The 17996-nt window shown below is 63.8% G+C and carries 18 protein-coding genes; 10 read left to right on the top strand and 8 right to left on the bottom strand.

Features of this window, described 5'->3' with window-relative positions; translation table 11 throughout:
- Positions 1–2 precede the first annotated feature (2 nt).
- From ACLFKU_RS15545 to ACLFKU_RS15535, 3 genes are all read left to right on the top strand, one after another.
- Positions 3–1172, top strand: a complete 1170-nt coding sequence (locus ACLFKU_RS15545; RefSeq protein ID WP_410849662.1) for an ABC transporter substrate-binding protein — start codon at positions 3–5, stop codon at positions 1170–1172.
- 137 nt (positions 1173–1309) lie between these two features.
- On the top strand, positions 1310–1720 hold the full coding sequence (locus ACLFKU_RS15540; protein ID WP_368586654.1) for a DUF302 domain-containing protein: 411 nt from the start codon (positions 1310–1312) through the stop codon (positions 1718–1720).
- A gap of 97 nt (positions 1721–1817) precedes the next feature.
- The gene (locus ACLFKU_RS15535; RefSeq protein ID WP_368586653.1) at positions 1818–2582 is read left to right on the top strand and encodes a ParA family protein; all 765 of its coding nucleotides are present in this window, start codon (positions 1818–1820) and stop codon (positions 2580–2582) included.
- A gap of 12 nt (positions 2583–2594) precedes the next feature.
- Here ACLFKU_RS15535 and ACLFKU_RS15530 read toward each other — a convergent pair whose 3' ends face one another.
- Together ACLFKU_RS15530 and ACLFKU_RS15525 are read right to left on the bottom strand one after the other, a co-directional pair.
- Complete coding sequence (locus ACLFKU_RS15530) at positions 2595–3359, bottom strand: hypothetical protein (RefSeq protein ID WP_410849661.1); 765 nt, start codon at positions 3357–3359, stop codon at positions 2595–2597.
- A 54-nt stretch (positions 3360–3413) separates the two neighbouring features.
- Positions 3414–4097 (bottom strand): class I SAM-dependent methyltransferase, encoded by a 684-nt coding sequence (locus tag ACLFKU_RS15525; RefSeq protein ID WP_410849660.1) that lies wholly within the window; start codon positions 4095–4097, stop codon positions 3414–3416.
- A 90-nt stretch (positions 4098–4187) separates the two neighbouring features.
- Between ACLFKU_RS15525 and ACLFKU_RS15520 the strand changes: the two genes are divergently transcribed.
- Positions 4188–4448, top strand: coding sequence for a hypothetical protein (locus tag ACLFKU_RS15520; RefSeq protein WP_368586650.1), 261 nt, complete (start codon positions 4188–4190; stop codon positions 4446–4448).
- A 39-nt stretch (positions 4449–4487) separates the two neighbouring features.
- On the opposite strand, the gene ACLFKU_RS15515 is transcribed toward ACLFKU_RS15520, so the two are convergent.
- From ACLFKU_RS15515 to ACLFKU_RS15490, 6 genes are all read right to left on the bottom strand, one after another.
- Complete coding sequence (locus ACLFKU_RS15515) at positions 4488–5639, bottom strand: Gfo/Idh/MocA family protein (RefSeq protein WP_368586649.1); 1152 nt, start codon at positions 5637–5639, stop codon at positions 4488–4490.
- Between the two features lie 16 nt (positions 5640–5655).
- Entirely contained in the window at positions 5656–6705 is a 1050-nt protein-coding gene (locus ACLFKU_RS15510) for a sugar phosphate isomerase/epimerase family protein (RefSeq protein WP_410849659.1), read from the bottom strand.
- A gap of 68 nt (positions 6706–6773) precedes the next feature.
- Positions 6774–7736: a substrate-binding domain-containing protein gene (locus ACLFKU_RS15505; RefSeq protein ID WP_368586647.1), complete on the bottom strand. Its 963-nt coding sequence runs from the start codon at positions 7734–7736 to the stop codon at positions 6774–6776.
- 101 nt (positions 7737–7837) lie between these two features.
- Positions 7838–8851, bottom strand: a complete 1014-nt coding sequence (locus tag ACLFKU_RS15500; protein ID WP_368586646.1) for an ABC transporter permease — start codon at positions 8849–8851, stop codon at positions 7838–7840.
- Positions 8832–10319, bottom strand: a complete 1488-nt coding sequence (locus tag ACLFKU_RS15495) for a sugar ABC transporter ATP-binding protein (RefSeq protein ID WP_410849658.1) — start codon at positions 10317–10319, stop codon at positions 8832–8834. Before ACLFKU_RS15495 ends, ACLFKU_RS15500 begins: the two co-directional genes overlap by 20 nt.
- A 3-nt stretch (positions 10320–10322) precedes the next feature.
- Positions 10323–11411: a LacI family DNA-binding transcriptional regulator gene (locus tag ACLFKU_RS15490; protein ID WP_410849657.1), complete on the bottom strand. Its 1089-nt coding sequence runs from the start codon at positions 11409–11411 to the stop codon at positions 10323–10325.
- 285 nt (positions 11412–11696) lie between these two features.
- Between ACLFKU_RS15490 and ACLFKU_RS15485 the strand changes: the two genes are divergently transcribed.
- From ACLFKU_RS15485 to urtB, 6 genes are all read left to right on the top strand, one after another.
- Entirely contained in the window at positions 11697–12350 is a 654-nt protein-coding gene (locus tag ACLFKU_RS15485; protein WP_368586643.1) for a protein-L-isoaspartate O-methyltransferase family protein, read from the top strand.
- A gap of 89 nt (positions 12351–12439) precedes the next feature.
- Positions 12440–12763 carry a rhodanese-like domain-containing protein gene (locus ACLFKU_RS15480; RefSeq protein WP_018431735.1) on the top strand — a complete coding sequence of 108 codons (324 nt, stop codon included), beginning with the start codon at positions 12440–12442 and terminating at the stop codon, positions 12761–12763.
- Positions 12764–13183: 420 nt separating this feature from the next.
- The gene (locus ACLFKU_RS15475) at positions 13184–13921 is read left to right on the top strand and encodes a LysM peptidoglycan-binding domain-containing protein (RefSeq protein WP_410849656.1); all 738 of its coding nucleotides are present in this window, start codon (positions 13184–13186) and stop codon (positions 13919–13921) included.
- An 11-nt stretch (positions 13922–13932) separates the two neighbouring features.
- Complete coding sequence (locus tag ACLFKU_RS15470; protein ID WP_410849655.1) at positions 13933–14334, top strand: hypothetical protein; 402 nt, start codon at positions 13933–13935, stop codon at positions 14332–14334.
- Between the two features lie 539 nt (positions 14335–14873).
- The gene (gene urtA / locus ACLFKU_RS15465) at positions 14874–16172 is read left to right on the top strand and encodes an urea ABC transporter substrate-binding protein (RefSeq protein WP_368586640.1); all 1299 of its coding nucleotides are present in this window, start codon (positions 14874–14876) and stop codon (positions 16170–16172) included.
- Between the two features lie 188 nt (positions 16173–16360).
- Positions 16361–17995: an urea ABC transporter permease subunit UrtB gene (urtB, locus tag ACLFKU_RS15460; RefSeq protein WP_410849654.1), complete on the top strand. Its 1635-nt coding sequence runs from the start codon at positions 16361–16363 to the stop codon at positions 17993–17995.
- Position 17996 lies beyond the last annotated feature (1 nt).

The raw sequence follows: 17996 nt of genomic DNA, 5'->3' as shown, positions 1-17996 counted from the left end.
TGATGAAGTTGCACAACAATAAAGTACGCAACACCCTGCGCGGCCTCGGGGCCGCGGCGCTACTCGTCGCCGGCGCGGCGCACGCCGACCTGAAAGTCGGCATCGATCTGTCGAACACGGGGCCGGCCGCCGTGATCGGCATCACCAGCAAGAACGCAATGCTGATGTGGCCGCAGACGATCGCCGGCCAGAAAGCCGACTACATCTTCCTCGACGACGCATCCGACCCCGGCAACGCGGTGCGCAACATCCGCAAGCTGATCAACGAGGACCACGTCGATGTGGTCGTCGGGCCGAACATCACGCCGGCCGCAATGGCCGCGCTCGATCCGGTCGCCGACAGCCAGACGCCGATGATCACGCTGATCGGCTCGGCGAGCGTCGTCGAGCCGCAGGAAGGCAAGAAGGTCTGGGCCTACAAAATGGCGCAGACCGATAGCGCGATGGCCGACGTGATGACGCGCTACATGTCGAATCACAACGTGAAAACGGTCGGCTTCATCGGTTTCGCGGACGGCTACGGCGAAAGCTGGCTCAACGAATTCAGCAAGTTCGCGGCGCTGCGTCATATCCAGCTGGTCGCGACCGAGCGCTACAACCGCACCGACGCGAGCGTGACCGGCCAGATCCTGAAGCTGATGGCCGCGAAGCCCGACGCGATTCTGATCGCCGGCGCGGGCACGCCGACGGTGCTGCCGCAGCGCACGCTGATCGAGCGCGGCTACAAGGGTCCGATCTATCAGACGCATGGCATCGCGACGCCGGAGTTCATCAAGCTCGGCGGCAAGGACGTGGAAGGCACGCTGTTCCCGACGCAGCCGGTCGTCGTCGCGCGCACGCTGCCGGCCGATCATCCGTCGAAGAAGGCGGCGCTCGCGTTCGTCGACGCGTACGAGGCGAAATACGGTCCCGGCAGCGTCACGCAGTTCGCGGGCGACGCGGCCGGCGTGTACCCGCGCCTGCAGGACGCCGTCGCGCGCGCATTGAAGACCGCGCGGCCGGGCACGCCGGCGTTTCGCGTCGCGTTGCGCGATGAACTCGAGCACGCGCATGAGCTGGTGGTGCCGAACGGGGTCGTCAATACGAGCCCGAAGGATCACGTCGGTCTCGATCAGCGGGCTAGCGTGATGGGCACCATCAAGAATGGCAAGTTCGTTTATCTGAGCCAGTAATCCGGCAGCGGGGCGTCGATGACGCTCCGCCTTTCGGTAGAACTGCCCGCCCGGCGCCTCCGCACGATCGGCCACACCGCGCCGGCGAACGCCTACACTGCATGGGTTCGCGTCACCGTTGGCGCACGGGAGGCAAGATGGCTACCGCTTCGATCGCAGAGAACGCCAGTACTGGCATCGTCACCGTTCCAAGCGCCCACGCGGGCAGCGCAACGGCCGAGCGTCTGCAAACCCTGATTCTGGAGCGCGGACTGACGGTTTTCGCGTGCATCGATTTCAGCGGCGACGCTGCGCGCGCGGGACTGACGATGCGGTTCAGCCGGCTCCTGATCTTCGGCAATCCCAAAGCCGGCACACCTTTGATGCAACTCGCGCCGACCGCCGCGCTCGATCTCCCCCTGAAGGTGCTCGTCTGGGAGGACGCGGACGGCCGCGCGTGGCTGTCGTTCAACTCGACGGCCTATCTTCGCGAACGTCATGGTCTGCCGGACGACGTGATGAAGCCGGTGAGCGGTGTGGCCGCCCTCGTGGATGCGGTCGCGCGGTAAAGCGTCGAACGGTCACGAACAACCCAGCGAAATCAGCGCCGTCACGCGACTCAGGTATGCTGGGCCCTTTGTAACTGCTTCCGTTCAAGGGGAGACCATGCGGCGCGTTGTATTCAATCAGAAAGGTGGCGTAGGCAAATCGACCATCGTCTGCAACCTGGCGGCCATCAGCGCGAGCGAAGGACTGCGCACGCTGGTGATCGACCTCGATGCCCAGGCGAATTCGACCCAGTATCTGCTCGGCCCGCAGGCGAGCGAAGTCCACCCCACTGTCGCAGGCTTCTTCGAAACCGCGCTCGGCTTCAGCTTCAAGCCCGTCGAAGCGACCTCGTACATCCATCCGACGCGCTTCGAGAATCTGGACGTGATGCCCGCCCATCCCGACCTCGACTCGCTGCACGGCAAGCTCGAATCGCGCTACAAGATCTACAAGCTGCGCGACGCGCTGAACGAACTCGACATGTACGACGCGATTTACATCGACACGCCGCCCGCGCTGAACTTCTACACGCGCTCGGCGCTGATTGCCGTCGAGCGTTGTCTGATTCCGTTCGACTGCGACGACTTCTCGCGTCGCGCGCTCTACACGCTGCTCGAAAACGTCAAGGAGATCCAGCAGGATCACAACGACGCGCTGCAGGTGGAAGGCATCGTCATCAACCAGTTCCAGCCCCGCGCGAGCCTGCCGCAGAAGCTCGTCGACGAACTGATCGGCGAAGGCTTGCCGGTGCTGGGGTCGCGCTTGTCATCGTCGGTGAAGATCCGCGAGTCGCATCAGTTGGCGACGCCCGTCATTCATCTCGATCCGGGGCATAAGCTCGCGCAGGAGTATCGGGCGTTGCATCGCGAATTGAGCGAGTAAGCCCGAGCGACGTCATTGCCCCAGCGATCTCAGCAGCCGCGCGAGGTTTTGCGGCTCGATATGAATGATCCCGCCTCGCGGACTGTCGATGTCCGCGATCAGCGTCAGCGACAGCGCAACCGTGACGGGCAGCACGATGATCAGGATGCCTCGTCGAACGCTGCCTCTCGCTCCATAACCTTGCACGACGCACGCAAATAGTCCGATCAGGATCATCAGCGTCCACGCGCCCAGCGGAATCCGGTTCAACAGCGCCGCCTCGGAATAGTCCTGCGAATTGAGGACGTCGTTCATGCCGGTCATCACGACCGCGCCGATCGGCGTCGGCTGGTCCTTCGCGACCTGCGCCGCGAGGCGCCAAAGTACGGCCTGAGACTTCGCTGTGTCTGCCTCGATGCGAGCGATGTCCTGCGCATCTCGGGTTTGAAAATGCGCGAGTCTCAATTGCGCGTAATGCGTCAATTCAGCCTTCATCTGCGCGCCGATGGGCGGCGCGACCACATCGGCCCGGGCGTACTCGGTTCCGATCGCGTTCGCTTCGTTTTCTTCCAGGTTCTTGCGCTGGTCGTAGCGATTGACCGCCATCGACAGATTGAAGCCGATCAGCAGCGCGAGCAACGTCAACGTCGACGTCTCCACGATCGTGAAATCTTCGCGCTCCTCGCTCTTCAGTGCGAAAACGCGTCGCAGCGCCAATGCGCCGAACGTGATCGCGCCGATGAAAGCGACCAGTAGTACCACGAACAGCGTGCCTGGACGATCGACGAATGCTTGCATGCCATGCCTCCGTTGCGGACATCTGCGTGAGACGCGGTAACTTGCGGCGGCCGGCTAGCCGGTCGCTCGCGCGCGAAAAATCACCGACGCCGGTTTGCCGGTTCGCGGATGCAACGGCTCTTGCATCTGCTGCAGGGTCAGCCCGCTTGTTGCCAGCAGTTCGACCCACGTTTGCAAGGTCCGAAAGAACCACGGCGGGGCATCGCTGAATGCGTCACCGAAGCCCGCCCACGAACCCGCTCGCCAGCCATTCACGTACGGCAGTTCACCGCATGCGACGAGCGGATGCAGCGTCTGTGTCACCAGCGATCCACGGTGTGTGAGCAGCGTCGGCATCGCACGCAGCAGTCCGTCGACCGACTCCTTGCCGAGCAGCGAAAAATTGCAAACGACGACGTCGGCGCGCAGCTCTAGCCCGCCTGCCGCGATCTGTTCATACGACAGCGTTCTCGCGTCAGTCACGCCGGCATCGGTCGCGGCACGCACTAGCTCGGCAATCGCGTCCACCGCCGTCACCCGGATGCCGTGGCGCTGAAGCGCAAGCGCGAGCCAGCCTTCTCCGCAACCCAGGTCGAGGACCGTGGCCGGGTCGCAAGCAAGGACCGCGTCGAGCACGGCCTGATCGGTGACCAGTCGGCGGCTGTCGATCTCACCCGCGCGCACCGCATTCGTCCACGGCGACGCGTTGCGCTGCCAGCTTTCGATGATCTTGTCGTCGCTGAGCGGGTCGAGGTTCATCGCGTGTTTTGATTCGTTGGCGCCAACCGCACACCGTCAGCAAAATTGTTAAAGTAACGCTCTCGTCAATCAGCAGCCGCAGTCCCCATCATGCGCACCACCCGAGCCATCCACGCCGTCGAGCGCCTGAAAACGCGCACCGGTAACCCGCGCTTCGCCGCGATCAGCCTGTCCGGCGGCCTGTTCTACCTGGTCGACAAATCGAGCGGGGTCGACAAGAAGGTGTCCGACCCGCTGGCGCTCGACGACTTCGTCAAGTTCGTCGACGCGTACGGCCCGCAGAAACCGCGCAAGGCCAGCAAGCTCGACATCGCATTCGAAGCGCAGATCAAGAAAAGCAAGGGGGGTTGACGCTCCGGCTTCGCCGACCTGGCGCTTCGCTGCAACGCTTTAAGCCCCTTCGATCTCCACCCACCGTCCATCCGCCGCACTGCTTCTCAGCACCGCGTCGATAAACCGCAATCCGTCGACGCCATCATCGACCGTCGTCAACAGCAGGCTTTCCGCCGGCGGTGCACGACCTTCGTTCAGTGCATCGATCTGCAACGCCGCATCTTTGTACAACTGCGCGAACGCTTCCAGATAGCCTTCCGGATGCCCGGCCGGCACGCGCGTCGCATGCGCGGCAACAGGACTTTTCACACGGGCGCGGGTCAATCGTTCGGCAGCGCCGCCCAGCGGCGTGAACCACAACGCGTTCGGCTCCTCCTGATCGAACGCAAGGCCCGCCTTGGTGCCATACACCCGCAAGCGCAGCGCGTTCTCCGCGCCGCTCGCCACCTGGCTCGCCCACAACATGCCGCGCGCGCCGTTCGCATAACGCAGCATCGCCTGCACGTGATCGTCAATACGACGCCCCGGCACGAACGTGTGCAGCTCGGCCGACAGCGCGCGCGGCATCATCCCCGTCACGAAGGCGGCCAGCTGATACGCGTGCGTGCCAATATCGCCAAGGCACCCGGCCGGCCCCGCCAACGCCGGATCGGTACGCCAGCCAGCCTGCTTGTTCGCGCCGCCCGTTTCGAGCGGCTCGGCGAGCCAGTCCTGCGCATATTCGACCTGCACGACGCGTATCTCGCCCAGCTCGCCACCTTCGACCAGCTCGCGCGCATGCCGCACCAGCGGGTAGCCCGAATAGGTATGGGTCAGCGCAAAGAGCCGCTTGGTGGACTGCGCGAGCTTCGCGAGCGCTTCGCCTTCGGCGAGCGAAACCGCGAGCGGCTTGTCGCAGATCACGTGGATGCCCGCTTCGAGAAACGCCGTCGCGACCGGCGCGTGCAGATGATTCGGCGTGACGATCGCGACCGCGTCGATGCCGTCGTCGCGCGCGGCCTCGGCGCGCGCCATCTCGCGCCAGTCCGCGTAGCTGCGCGCGATGCCCGCTTCGGCGGCGCTCGCCCGCGCACGCTCGGGATCGGACGATAACGCGCCCGCCACCAGTTCGAAACGATCGTCTAGCCGCGCGGCGATCCGATGCACGGCGCCGATGAACGCGCCCTGCCCGCCGCCGACCATGCCCAGCCTGAGCCTTCTTCTCTGCATCGTTTGCGCTCCCATGTCAGATGCCCAGCACGCTCTTCAACTGCGCGGTATCGACACCGCTGCCCGCGAAGTCATCGAATGCATGCTCGGCCACGCGGATGATGTGCCGGCGAATGAACTCCGCGCCTTCGCGCGCGCCGTCGTGCGGATGCTTCAACGCACATTCCCATTCGAGCACGGCCCAGCCCGGAAAATCGAACTGCGCCATCTTCGAGAAGATCGCGCCGAAGTCGATCTGCCCGTCGCCGAGCGAACGAAAGCGCCCCGCGCGTTCGACCCAGCCGCTATACCCGCCGTACACGCCCTGTTTGCCGGTCGGACGGAACTCCGCGTCCTTCACATGAAACGCCTTGATGCGCTCGTGATAGATATCGATGAACGCGAGATAGTCGAGCTGCTGCAGCACGAAATGGCTGGGGTCGTACAGGATGTTCGCGCGCGGATGCTGTTTGACCGCCGCGAGAAAGCGCTCGAACGTCACGCCGTCGTGCAGGTCTTCGCCCGGATGCAGTTCGTAGCAGACGTCGACGCCTGCCGCGTCGAACGCATCGAGAATCGGCGTCCAGCGGCGCGCCAGTTCGTCGAACGCGGTTTCGACGAGGCCGGCCGGCCGCTGCGGCCACGGGTAGATATACGGCCACGCTAGTGCGCCCGAAAACGACACGTGCGTGCTCAGCCCCAAACGGCGCGACGCCTGCGCCGCGAACTTCATCTGTGCGATCGCCCACTCGGTGCGCGCCGCCGGCTTGCCGCGCACGTGCGGTGCGGCGAAGCCGTCGAACAGCGTGTCGTACGCCGGATGCACGGCAACCAGTTGCCCTTGCAGATGCGTCGAGAGTTCGGTGATCGCGACGCCCGCGTTGTCGACGGTCTCGCGCAATTCGTCGCAATACGCGTCGCTCACGGCGGCTTTCTCGAGATCGATCAGACGCGGGTCGCACGGCACCTGGATGCCCTTGAAGCCGAGGCCCGCGGCCCATTCGGCGAGATGCGCGAGATTGTCGAACGGCGCGTCGTCGCCCATGAACTGCGCGAGAAAAATCGCCGGCCCTTTGATGGTTTTCATCTTTACGGTTCCTCGAACGTTGCGCGCGGGCCGCACCCGCGCGCGTTAGACGATGCGTGGAGCGCCGCTCAGAACGGCGAGTCGGGGAAATAGAACTGCTGCGCGTTTTCCTTCGTGATCAACACCGACGGGATGATCGTCGTGGCGGGCAGCTTGTCGCCCTTCAGCCGCGCTTCGGCGGTCAGCTTGATCGCGTCGTAGATGAATTTCGGCGAGTACGACACGTCGGCCTTGATCATCGGCGCGCCGTCCATCACGTTCTTCACCATGCCCTTCGAGCCCGCGCCGCCGAACACGATCTTGATGTCGTTGCGCTTGGCCTGATCGATCGCCTTCAGCACGCCGACCGCCATGTCGTCGTCGGCGGCCCACACGGCGTCGATGTGCTTGAAGCGCGTCAGATAGTCCTGCATCACCTTGAACGCGTCGTCGCGATTCCAGTTCGCGTACTTCGCGTCGAGAATCTTGATGTCCGGATAGTTTTTCATCACGCCGGTGAAGGCGGTCCAGCGCTCGTTGTCGAGCGTGGTCGGAATGCCGCGCAGCGCGACGACGTTGCCTTTGCCGTCGAGCGCCTTCGCCAGGTACTCGGCCGGAATCTTGCCGAACGCGGTGTTGTCGCCGGCCACGTACGCATCCTGCGCACTCGTGTTCGTAAGACCGCGATCGACCACCGTCACGTACACGCCTTTGCGCTTCACCTGTTCGACCGGCTGCGTCAGCGTCGCCGATTCGTACGGGAAGATCACGAGCGCATTGATCTTGTTGACGGTCACCAGATCCTGCAACTGGTTCGCCTGCTCGGGCGCGTTGGCCGCCGTTTTCACGATCACTTTCAGATCGGGATGCGCTTTCTCGAGATCCTCCTTCGCCTTGTTCGCCCACCAGACGATGCCGCCGGTGAAGCCGTGATCGGCCGTCGGAATCGCGACGCCCAGCGTGACCTTGTCGTCGGCGCGCGCCGCGCCGCTCGTGCCCAGCATCCCCAACGCCAGCACGCCGGCGCCGATCGCTCGAATGACTTGCTTCATGGTGTGTGTCTCCAATCAAGAGGCGTTCGTTCGCCCCGATTTATCGGACCTGCCGTTGGTTTTACCGCGCCTGCCTTGCTACACCTGCTTGAAACGCCCGCCTACCGCCGCCCACGCTGCACGAACGCGACGAAAATAATCACGACGCCCTGCACCGCCGCGTTCAGATACACACTGATGATGCTGGTCAGGTTCAGGATGTTCGCGATCACCGACAGCAGGATCGCGCCGATCACGGTGCCGATCACGCGTCCCTCGCCGCCCTTGAGCGCCGTGCCGCCGACCACCACCGATGCAATCGCTTCGAGCTCCCACAACAGGCCCGTGGTCGGCGTGGCGGAGCCGAGGCGCGGCACGTAGAGCACGGTGGCCACGCCCACGCAGATCCCGAGCAGCACGTACGTGACGATCTTGACCGTATCGACGCGAATTGCCGCATAACGCGCGACCTGTTCGTTCGAACCGATCGCCTGCACGTGCCGGCCGAACGCGGTGCGATTCAGGATCAGCGCGCCGCCCGCCGCGACCACGAGAAATACCCAGATCGGCACCGGCACACCGAACAGGCTCGCGTAATAGACGGGACCATACAGATTGGAGAGTGAATCATTGAGCGTCAGCGCGCCGCCATCGGCGAGCCATGTCAGCACCGCGCGAAAAATCCCCAGCGTGCCGAGCGTGACGATGAACGGCTCGATGCGCCCTTTGGTGATCAGCAGCCCATGCGCGCAGCCGAACAGCGCGCCGAGCACGAGTGCCGCGACGATGCCGATCGTCACGATCAGCAACGGCGGCAACGCATGACCGGTAGCACCGGCCGCGAGCCCGTTCATCAGCCAGATCATGATGCCGGCGATCAACGCGGCCATCGACCCGACCGACAGATCGATGCCGCCCGAGATGATCACGAAGGTCATGCCGACCGCGATGATGCCGATGAACGACGTGCGCGTGAGCACGTTCATCAGGTTGTCGAGCGTCGCGAAGTCGCGATTGAGCAGCGTGCCGACGATGCACAGCACGATCAGCCCGGCGAGCGGCCCGAGCGTGTAGAGCCGCTGCGCGACGCGCAGCGCGCGCCGTGATTGCACGGCTTCAGTGGGTGCCGGTCGCATGAGCGATCAACTCCTCTTCGGTCAGATGCTCGAGCGTCAGCGTCGCTTGCAGGTGTCCCGCGCGCATTACCGCGACACGATGGCACAAGCCGATCAGCTCGATCAGTTCGGATGAAATGACGATCACCGCGCGGCCCTGCGCGGCGAGACGATGAATCAGGAAGTAAATGTCGCGTTTCGCGCCGACGTCGACGCCGCGTGTCGGCTCGTCGAGCACGATCACGTTCGGGTCGGGCTGCAGGAACTTCGCGAGCGCGAGCTTCTGCTGGTTGCCGCCCGACAGCATGCGCGCGCGGCTCGACAGGTCGCCGGTACGAATGCCGAATTCACCGACGGCCTCCTGCAACGCCGCGCGCCCCGCTTTCAGGTCGAGCAGCGGATGCGCGTAGCGTTCGAGCGTCATCAGCGTGACGTTGTCCTGCAGGCTCATGTTGACGTGCAGGCCTTTGCCTTTGCGGTCCTCGCTCAGATACGTGAGACCGTGGCGCATCGCGTCGCGCGGGTTCTTCAGATCGACTGCCCGGCCGGCGATTTCGATCGTGCCGCCGGTGCGTTTGCGCAAGCCGATGATCGCCTCGAACGCCTCGGTGCGGCCCGCACCGACGAGGCCCGCGAAGCCGAGCACTTCGCCCGCGCGCACGTCGAAGCTCAGATCCTCGACCCAGTCGGGCACCGTCAGGCCGCTCACGCGCAACGCGACCGGCGTGTCGGCAGGCACCGTCTGCTTGTCGGGGAACATGTCGGACACATCGCGCCCGACCATCAGGTTCGCCATCTGCTGACGCGCGAGCCCCGCGGTTTCACCGCGCGCGACGAAGCGGCCGTCGCGCATCACGATCACTTCGTCGGTGATGCGCTCCACTTCGTCTAGCTTGTGCGAGATGTAGACGATCGTCACGCCATCGGCCTTCAGCTTCAGCATCAGCGCGAACAGCCGCTCGGTTTCGGCCGGCGTCAGCGTCGCGGTCGGCTCGTCCATGATCAACAGACGCGCGCGGCGCGACAGCGCCTTCGCGATCTCGACCATCTGCTTTTCCGCGACGATCAGCTCGCGCACTTTCGTGTCCGGCGCGCGCTCGAGCCCGACCTGCGCGAGATAGCGCGCGGCGTCGCTGCGCATCGCGGCATCGTCGACGAACCAGCCGCGGCGCTTCTCGTGGCCGAGGTACATGTTCTGCGCGATCGTCAGATGCTCGGCGAGGTTGAACTCCTGGTGGATCAGCACGATGCCCTGCGCCTCGGCGTCGCGCGAACCGGCGAAACGCTGCGCGTGGCCATCGACCAGCACGCTGCCCGAGGTTGCCGCTTCATAGCCGGCGAGAATTTTCATCAGCGTCGATTTGCCCGCGCCGTTCTCGCCGAGCAGACCGTAGATGCGGCCGGGTGCGAGCTCGAAGCTCACACCGTGCAGTACGCGCACGGGACCGAAGTCCTTGCGGATGTCGTCGAAGCGGATCGCGAGGCTCATGGTTCACGCGCTCCCACGAATCACCAGACGATGCGGCAGCAGCACGCCCGGCACGTTGGCCTGCGGATTCGCGAGGCGTTGCAGCAGCAGACGCGCGGCGGTCTCGCCGAGCTCGCGCATCGGCTGCGCGATCGTCGTGAGCGGCGGATCGATCTGCGCGGCGAGCGAGATGTCGTCGAAGCCGGCCACCGCGACGTCGTCGGGCACGCGCTTGCCGACGCTGCGCAAGCCGTGGATCACGCCGATCGCGAGCGTGTCCGACACCGCGAAAATCGCGCTCGGCGCATCGGACTGCTGCATCAACCCGGCTGCGGCCGACGCGCCCGCCTCGTAATCGAGGCTGTTGAGATTCATGCGCCAGCGCGGGTCGGGCGCGATGCCGGCGTCGTGCAACGCGTCGAGGTACCCCTGCTGACGCTGGCGCGCATACAGATAGTCGACGTCGGAGTTGATCAGGCCGATACGCCGGTGCCCGCGCGCGAGCAGATGGCGCACCGCGTCGCCGGCCGCGCGGTAGTTGTCGATGCCGACGTACGGCACGCCCATCTCCGGATCGAACTCGCAGCACGCGACCCACGGCAGCGCCTGCGACGCCTCGCCGAGCGCCTGCTGGATCGTCGCCGGATCGAGGCAGATCGCGCCGTCCGCGCGGCGACGCCGCAGCATGTCGAAGTAGCTGCGCTCGCGGCCCGGGTCCGCGCCGGTGTCGCATAGCAGCATGAAGTAGCCGTGCTGACGCGCGACGCTGTCGATGCCGCGCACGATCTCCGCGTAAAACGGATTGCCGAAGTCCGGCACCATCGTCAGCAGCAGGCGGCTTACGGCCGTGCGCAGATTGCGTGCGAGTTCGTTGACGCGGTAGCCGCTCGCGTCGATCGCGGCGAGCACCTTGTCGCGCGTGGCGGGCCGCACATTGCCGTGGCCGTTCAGCACGCGCGACACCGTCGCCACCGACACGCCCGCCTGCTCGGCCACGCCGGCGATCGACGACCCGTCCTCCGTACGCGGCGAGCGCCTCTGCGGCGGACGTAGCGGTTGACTGCTCGCGCCGGACAGCGTGGCCGGCGACGATCGGGACGGCGTTCGGGACACACGACCTCGCAGCGAAATGTAATCGATTACATTTTGTAGCGATCGCGATGCGAATCGCAAGCTCGGATCGCTAGGGATTAACACGGGGGCGGCCCGGCCGGCACTTGCCCGCGAGCGTCCGGCGCGAGTCCGCCATTTGGTACAATCCCGCAGTTCCCCTGACGCGGCTTGCAAAGCGAACGCCTTTCGGAGGCCGCCGCCGCCGGCAATCCGCCGGGGCCGGGTCAGGAAAAAAGTCAGCGGCAATCGTCGCCCGCTCGCCAAACCAAAACCGCCGAATCCACCATGAACATCGAGCAAGCGCGTTTCAACATGATCGAACAGCAGATCCGCCCCTGGGAAGTGCTCGACCAGGACGTGCTGAATCTGCTGTCGATCGTCAAACGTGAGAAATTCGTCCCCGCCGCTTACCGTGATCTCGCTTTCGCCGACTTCGAAGTGCCGCTGCCGGCCGGCCAGCACATGCTGGCGCCGCGCGTCGAGGCGCGCGTGCTGCAGGAGCTGGCGGTGAAGAAGCACGAAAGCGTGCTCGAAATCGGCGCGGGTTCGGGCTACATGGCGGCGCTGCTCGCGCATCGCGCGCAACACGTGTTGACCGTCGACATCGAGCCGGAACTGGCCGAGCTCGCGAAGAGCAACCTGATCGCCAACGGCGTGCTGAACGTCGAAGTCGCGACCGGCGACGCTTCGCGCGGCTGGAGCGGCGCGGCGCCGTACGACGTGATCTGCGTGTCGGGCGGTCTGCCGGTGCTGCCGCAGGAAATCCTCGAACAGCTGAAAGTCGGCGGCCGTCTCGCGGCATTCGTCGGCAGCGCGCCGGTGATGAAGGCGCAGATCATTACGCGCATCGACGAGAAGCAATACCGCATCTCCGACGTGTTCGAAACCTATGTCGAGCCGCTCGCCAATGCAGTGCAGCCGGCGCGGTTCAGGTTCTAAGCGGCGGTTTTCGCTGCGCTTCGAGTTGTATTGTTGATCTGGACGGGCGGCGAGCAAGCCCACCGTCCCACGAACTGGATGTCCCGCTGATGCAAAACCTGACCGCTCCCGCACTCGCCGAATGGCTCGCCGATACCTCGCGTCCCGCACCCGTACTGCTCGACGTGCGCGAGCCGTGGGAACTGCAAACCGCGTCGATGGCCGGCGTCGTGTCGATTCCGATGCGCGAGATTCCCGCGCGCAGCGAAGAACTCGATGACGATGCGCAGATCGTCTGCATTTGCCATCACGGCGCGCGCAGTGCGCAAGTCGCGATGTTCCTCGAATCGCGCGGACACACCAATGTGTTCAATCTGCAGGGTGGGATCGACGCGTGGTCGCGTCAGGTCGATCCGTCGGTTCCGACTTATTGAGGTTTGCGCGAAGGTAACGCGTTGAAGCGGCGCAAGGGCTGATGGTCCTTGCGCCGTTTTTCTTTTGTGCTGCGCCAGGATGGGTGCAAAGACCCCGCAAGCCATGGTTTTGGCTTGCGGGGTCTTTGTTTTTGCTGACGCGTTATTCAGCCCATCGGATGAGCAAGGACTAACGGTCCGTCGAGGAACTCCTAGCCGTGCCACGACTGGTGTGCACTTAGGAAAGTCGAGGAAATTTGGGCCATCGCCCATGTACATACAACCTGTCGCGAGGTGATTATCTGATCGCTGCCGATCCGAGCAGCGACTTTGCATAGATCTTCGACATACCGAAGTCCCTGTCCGTATTTGAGTCGTTTATTGGACACTATTGCTTCGGATTCCGGCGCTATGTTGAGTTCAACCCTAGGCAGGAGTCGTATGGCTGTTCAAGCACCACCGAAGACTGGCTATGAAAAATGGCAAGAGGGCATCAACAGCGCTGTGGGCAATGCCAAATGGGACCTCTACGATTGCGCAATCCAGATGACCGTGAACCAGTACAACCGTCATCTGTCGGGGACTGCCGGGTACAGGCCATTGGATTGGCGGCTCATCAAGGCGATGATTTGGGTGGAGACCGGTGCGGAAAGCAAAAAATGGGAATCGAATCCGATTCAAATAGGCAATCCCGGCGATCCAGGACTGCGAGCGCTATTAGCTGGCAATGAAGGAGGTGATTTGATTATTCCCCCAACGTGGAAAAATCGACTCACCCTTGGTAATGCGATAACGAATCCCCCTCACAATATCGCCGCTGGTATTGGCTACTTGCTGATGCGAACGGCGAACTATGCGATCAAAAACGTCCCAGACGCAGACGCCACAATCTACGAAGTCAGGGCACTGGCAGGGGATAGCATCGCCAAGATTGCCAAGACAAATGGAAGCACTATTGAAGTGATACAGAAACTGAATCCTTCCTCTCATTTATTGAGAGCGGGTCAAGTACTGAAATATCAGAAAGCTTCGCTAAAGAAAGTCATTGTTAGCTGGAAAATCATTACGACATCAAGCATCGCTAAACACTATAACTCTGGCGATTCACTCTATGCCAAGAAGCTGGATTATGCGCTGAGCCTGATCCACAAGGGGGAGTCTGCATTATGTGCTCAGTGAAGGTTACGGCGATGTGCATCATTCTCTACAGCATATCAAGCATAGCGATTGGCGCCGAAGTCGGTTTTAAAGGGAATTTCGAGGGAACAGGTCGTGCGTGTTCCGGTGCGCTCTATGTGCGAGCCAACACAATTGAATGGAATTCAACATATAGCGTCTGTAAGCCGACACGCTACGAAATCACGGAAAAGAATTTCAGCGATGAGCAAAGACGCATTGTCTTTCACTTGAAAAATCCAAGTCGCCAGTGTCGATTCAGGATTGTGGAAGTTGAGCACGCAAGTGGGCACAACTGGAATGTGAGTGGTTACCAGTCCCCGGAAGGATTTCAAAAAAGGGATTTGCCAGACTGGAATAATTCCCCGTTACCCGAACGGCAAATTTTGTCGTGTTTAATGGTAGGACCAGACTAAGCTCATTGCGTGGTGTAGTACATCGCTTTCGCGCTCGCGAGCAGCCGCGGCGTGCTCTCTAACTGACGGTTCGCGGTGAAGGGCATTCAGAAAGCGGACTTATCGGGCGGGCTGGCGACGGCGCGTTCGATCATGTCCGGTCTCCCTGATCGGCAGTCAGTATCACTGGTGTTCCGGTGTGGGCAGCGTCCACGCCATGCACAAAAGCGCGGCGTCCCCAAGGCGCCCATGCACCGCCGATGCCCCACCTGCGCCAGCGACGCTTCACTGGCGTCGAAGCACGCTTCGTCGCGGCGCGACACGCACCCGAACGAGGCGCGGCGCGCGCGACTGCACCAGTTTCGCGCCGCGCCATCGATGGACCGACTCGCCACCTGCGCTCCGATAACCGCGCCACCACAGGCATCGCACACGCATCGCGTCGAATGCATCACATGGCATGTGCCTTGCAGTAGACGAGCGGCAAGCCGTGCGAGCTCAGCCTGCTGGCTGAAATCGACGCTCATAAACAGTGACCATCAATGACAAGGGGAAAGCACATGAAACGTCGCAGTCTGTTGAAGTTCGGCTCCATGTCCGGCGCGCTCGCGCTCGCGGGCCGCGTGCCGTTCGCGCACGCGCAGTCCGATAGCGGTCCGATCAAGGTGGGCATCCTGCATTCGCTATCCGGCACGATGGCGATCTCCGAGACGTCGCTGAAAGACACCGCGTTGATGACGATCGCCGACATCAACAAGAACGGCGGTGTGATGGGCCGTCAAATCCAGCCGGTGGTCGTCGACCCGGCGTCGAACTGGCCGCTGTTCGCCGAGAAGGCGCGCCAGCTTCTGACGCAGGACAAATGCGCGGTCGTGTTCGGCTGCTGGACCTCGGTGTCGCGCAAGTCGGTGCTGCCGGTGTTCGAGGAACTGAACGGCCTGCTGTTCTATCCGGTGCAGTACGAAGGCGAAGAAATGTCGCGCAACGTGTTCTATACGGGCGCAGCTCCTAACCAGCAGGCGATTCCCGCGACCGAATACCTGATGAGCGCCGAAGGCGGCGGCGCGAAGCGCTTCTTCCTGCTCGGCACCGACTATGTGTATCCGCGCACGACCAACAAGATCCTGCGCGCGTTCCTCAAATCGAAGGGCGTGCAGGAAACCGACATCCAGGAGGTCTATACGCCGTTCGGTCACAGCGACTATCAGACCATCGTCGCCAACATCAAGAGCTTCTCGCAAGGCGGCAAGACCGCGGTGATCTCGACCGTGAACGGCGATTCGAACGTGCCGTTCTACAAGGAACTCGGCAACCAGGGGCTGAAGGCGTCGGATGTGCCGGTCGTCGCGTTCTCGGTCGGCGAAGAGGAACTGCGTGGCATCGATACGAAGCCGCTCGTCGGCAATCTCGCGGCATGGAACTACTTCATGTCGGTGCGCAATCCGTCCAACGAGAAGTTCAAGAAACAATGGGCCACGTGGGTCAAGGACAACAACCTGCCGGGCGGCACGAAGCGCGTGACCAACGATCCGATGGAGGCGACCTTCGTCGGCATCCATATGTGGAAGCAGGCGGTCGAGAAAGCAAAGAGCACTGAGGTCGACAAGGTGCGCGTCGCGATGGTCGGGCAGACCTTCGCGGCACCGTCGGGCTTCACGCTGGAGATGGACGGCAACCACCATCTGCACAAGCCGGTGATGATCGGCGAAGTACGCGCGGATGGCCAGTTCAACGTCGTGTGGCGCACCAAGGGGCCGATCCGCGCGCAACCGTGGAGCCCGTTCATCGCCGGCAATGCGGGCAAGCCGGATGTGGTCAGCTCGATTCCGGCGTTCCTGCGGCGCTCGCGCGTTGCGTGACGTGCCGGCGTGAGCCGCGTCGCGGCACGCGGCGAACCGCGCGTGCCGCGCCGCAACAGCCGCCTGCCGCGACGTGCGGCCTGCGTACCGGCACGCGCGGCGCTCGCGCGGCGGCGTCCCGCTGAAGCGGCAGCGGCACCCTCGCGCGCTGAGCGGCTCACCGATTCAACCCAGTGCAAAAGGCCATCATGGCGTTTTCATTTCCGACTTCCGTACGACGACGCGGCGCGGCGCTCCTGCTGCCGCTCGCGGTTCTTCTCGCCGCCGCGCCGGGCGCCGCATTCGCGCTGACCCAGGCCGACGTCGCGCCGCTCGCCGGCGACGACTTCGAGGCAAAGTCCGCCGCGATCGACAAACTGATCGCCACGCATGACACCGCATCGCTCGCGGTGCTGAAGGCCCTCGCCGACGACAGCGCGCTCGCCACCGACTCAGGCGCGGTACTGCTGCAGGACGGCGACGCCACCCGCGATGCCGTCACCGGCCAGCCGGTCGCAGCGAGCGACGCGCAACCCGTCACGCTGAACAACCTGCTGCGCTCGAAAGTGGCGGGCGCGCTGTCGGGTCTGCAACTCGCGTCGCCCGACCAGGCGACACGCGCAGCCGCCATCGATGCGCTGCTAAAAAACCCCGATCCATCGATCAAACCGCTCGTCGACGCGGCGCGCGCGAAAGAAACCGATCCCGCGCTGAAGAAGCGTCTCGACACGCTGTGGGCGATGAGCGCATTGCACGACCCGGACCCTTCGAAGCGTCTCGAAGCAGTGCAACTGGTCGCCGCGCGTCACGATCTCGATATGAACGAGTTGCTGCGCCCGCTGGTCGCGAAGAAAGCCGACGGCACATTTGCCGAAACCGACGAACGCGTGCGCGCGGCCGCGCAAAGCGGCATCGATGAGCTCGATGCGATCCAGCGCCGCAGCCAGATCGCGGGCACGCTGTTCGCCGGGCTGTCGCTCGGCAGCGTGCTGCTGCTCGCCGCGCTCGGCCTCGCAATCACGTATGGCCTGATCGGCGTGATCAACATGGCGCACGGCGAATTCCTGATGATCGGCGCGTACGCGACCTACGTCGTGCAAAACCTCGTTCAGCGCTTTGCACCCAACGCGTTCGACTGGTATCCGCTCGTCGCGATACCGGCCTCCTTCGTCGCGGCCGCGCTGGTCGGCATCGTGCTCGAACGGCTCGTGCTGAAGCACCTGTATGGCCGCCCGCTCGAAACGCTGCTGACCACCTTCGGCGTGAGCCTGATCCTGATTCAGGCAACCCGCATGCTGTTCGGCGCGCAGAACGTCCAGGTCGTCAATCCGTCGTGGATGAGCGGCGGCGTGACCGTGCTGCCGAACCTGATCCTGCCGTACAACCGGCTCGCGATTCTCGCGTTCTCGCTGATCGTCGTCGCGATCGCGTGGGCCGTGCTCACCCGCACGCGCCTGGGTCTGTTCGTGCGCGCGGTCACGCAGAACCGCCGCATGGCCGCGTGCGTCGGCGTGAAAACCGCGCGTGTCGATTCGTATGCGTTCGCATTCGGCGCGGGCATCGCGGGGCTCGGCGGCTGCGCGCTGTCGCAGATCGGCAATGTCGGGCCCGATCTAGGCCAGAGCTACATCATCGATTCGTTCATGGCGGTCGTGCTCGGCGGTGTCGGCCAGCTTGCGGGCACCGTGCTCGGCGGCTTCGGCCTCGGGCTCGTCAGCAAGGCGATCGAACCGTTCTGGGGCGCGGTGCTCGCGAAGATCGCGGTGCTCGTGCTGATCGTGCTGTTCATCCAGAAGCGTCCGCAGGGCATGTTCGCCTTGAAGGGCCGCAGCGCGGAGGCATGAG

This window comes from Paraburkholderia sp. EG304 (assembly GCF_046543485.1).
GTDB classification, from domain to species: Bacteria; Pseudomonadota; Gammaproteobacteria; order Burkholderiales; family Burkholderiaceae; genus Paraburkholderia; species Paraburkholderia youngii.
Note: the sequence above shows the minus strand (reverse complement) of the source record. Positions and strands in the feature narration are given on the sequence as shown.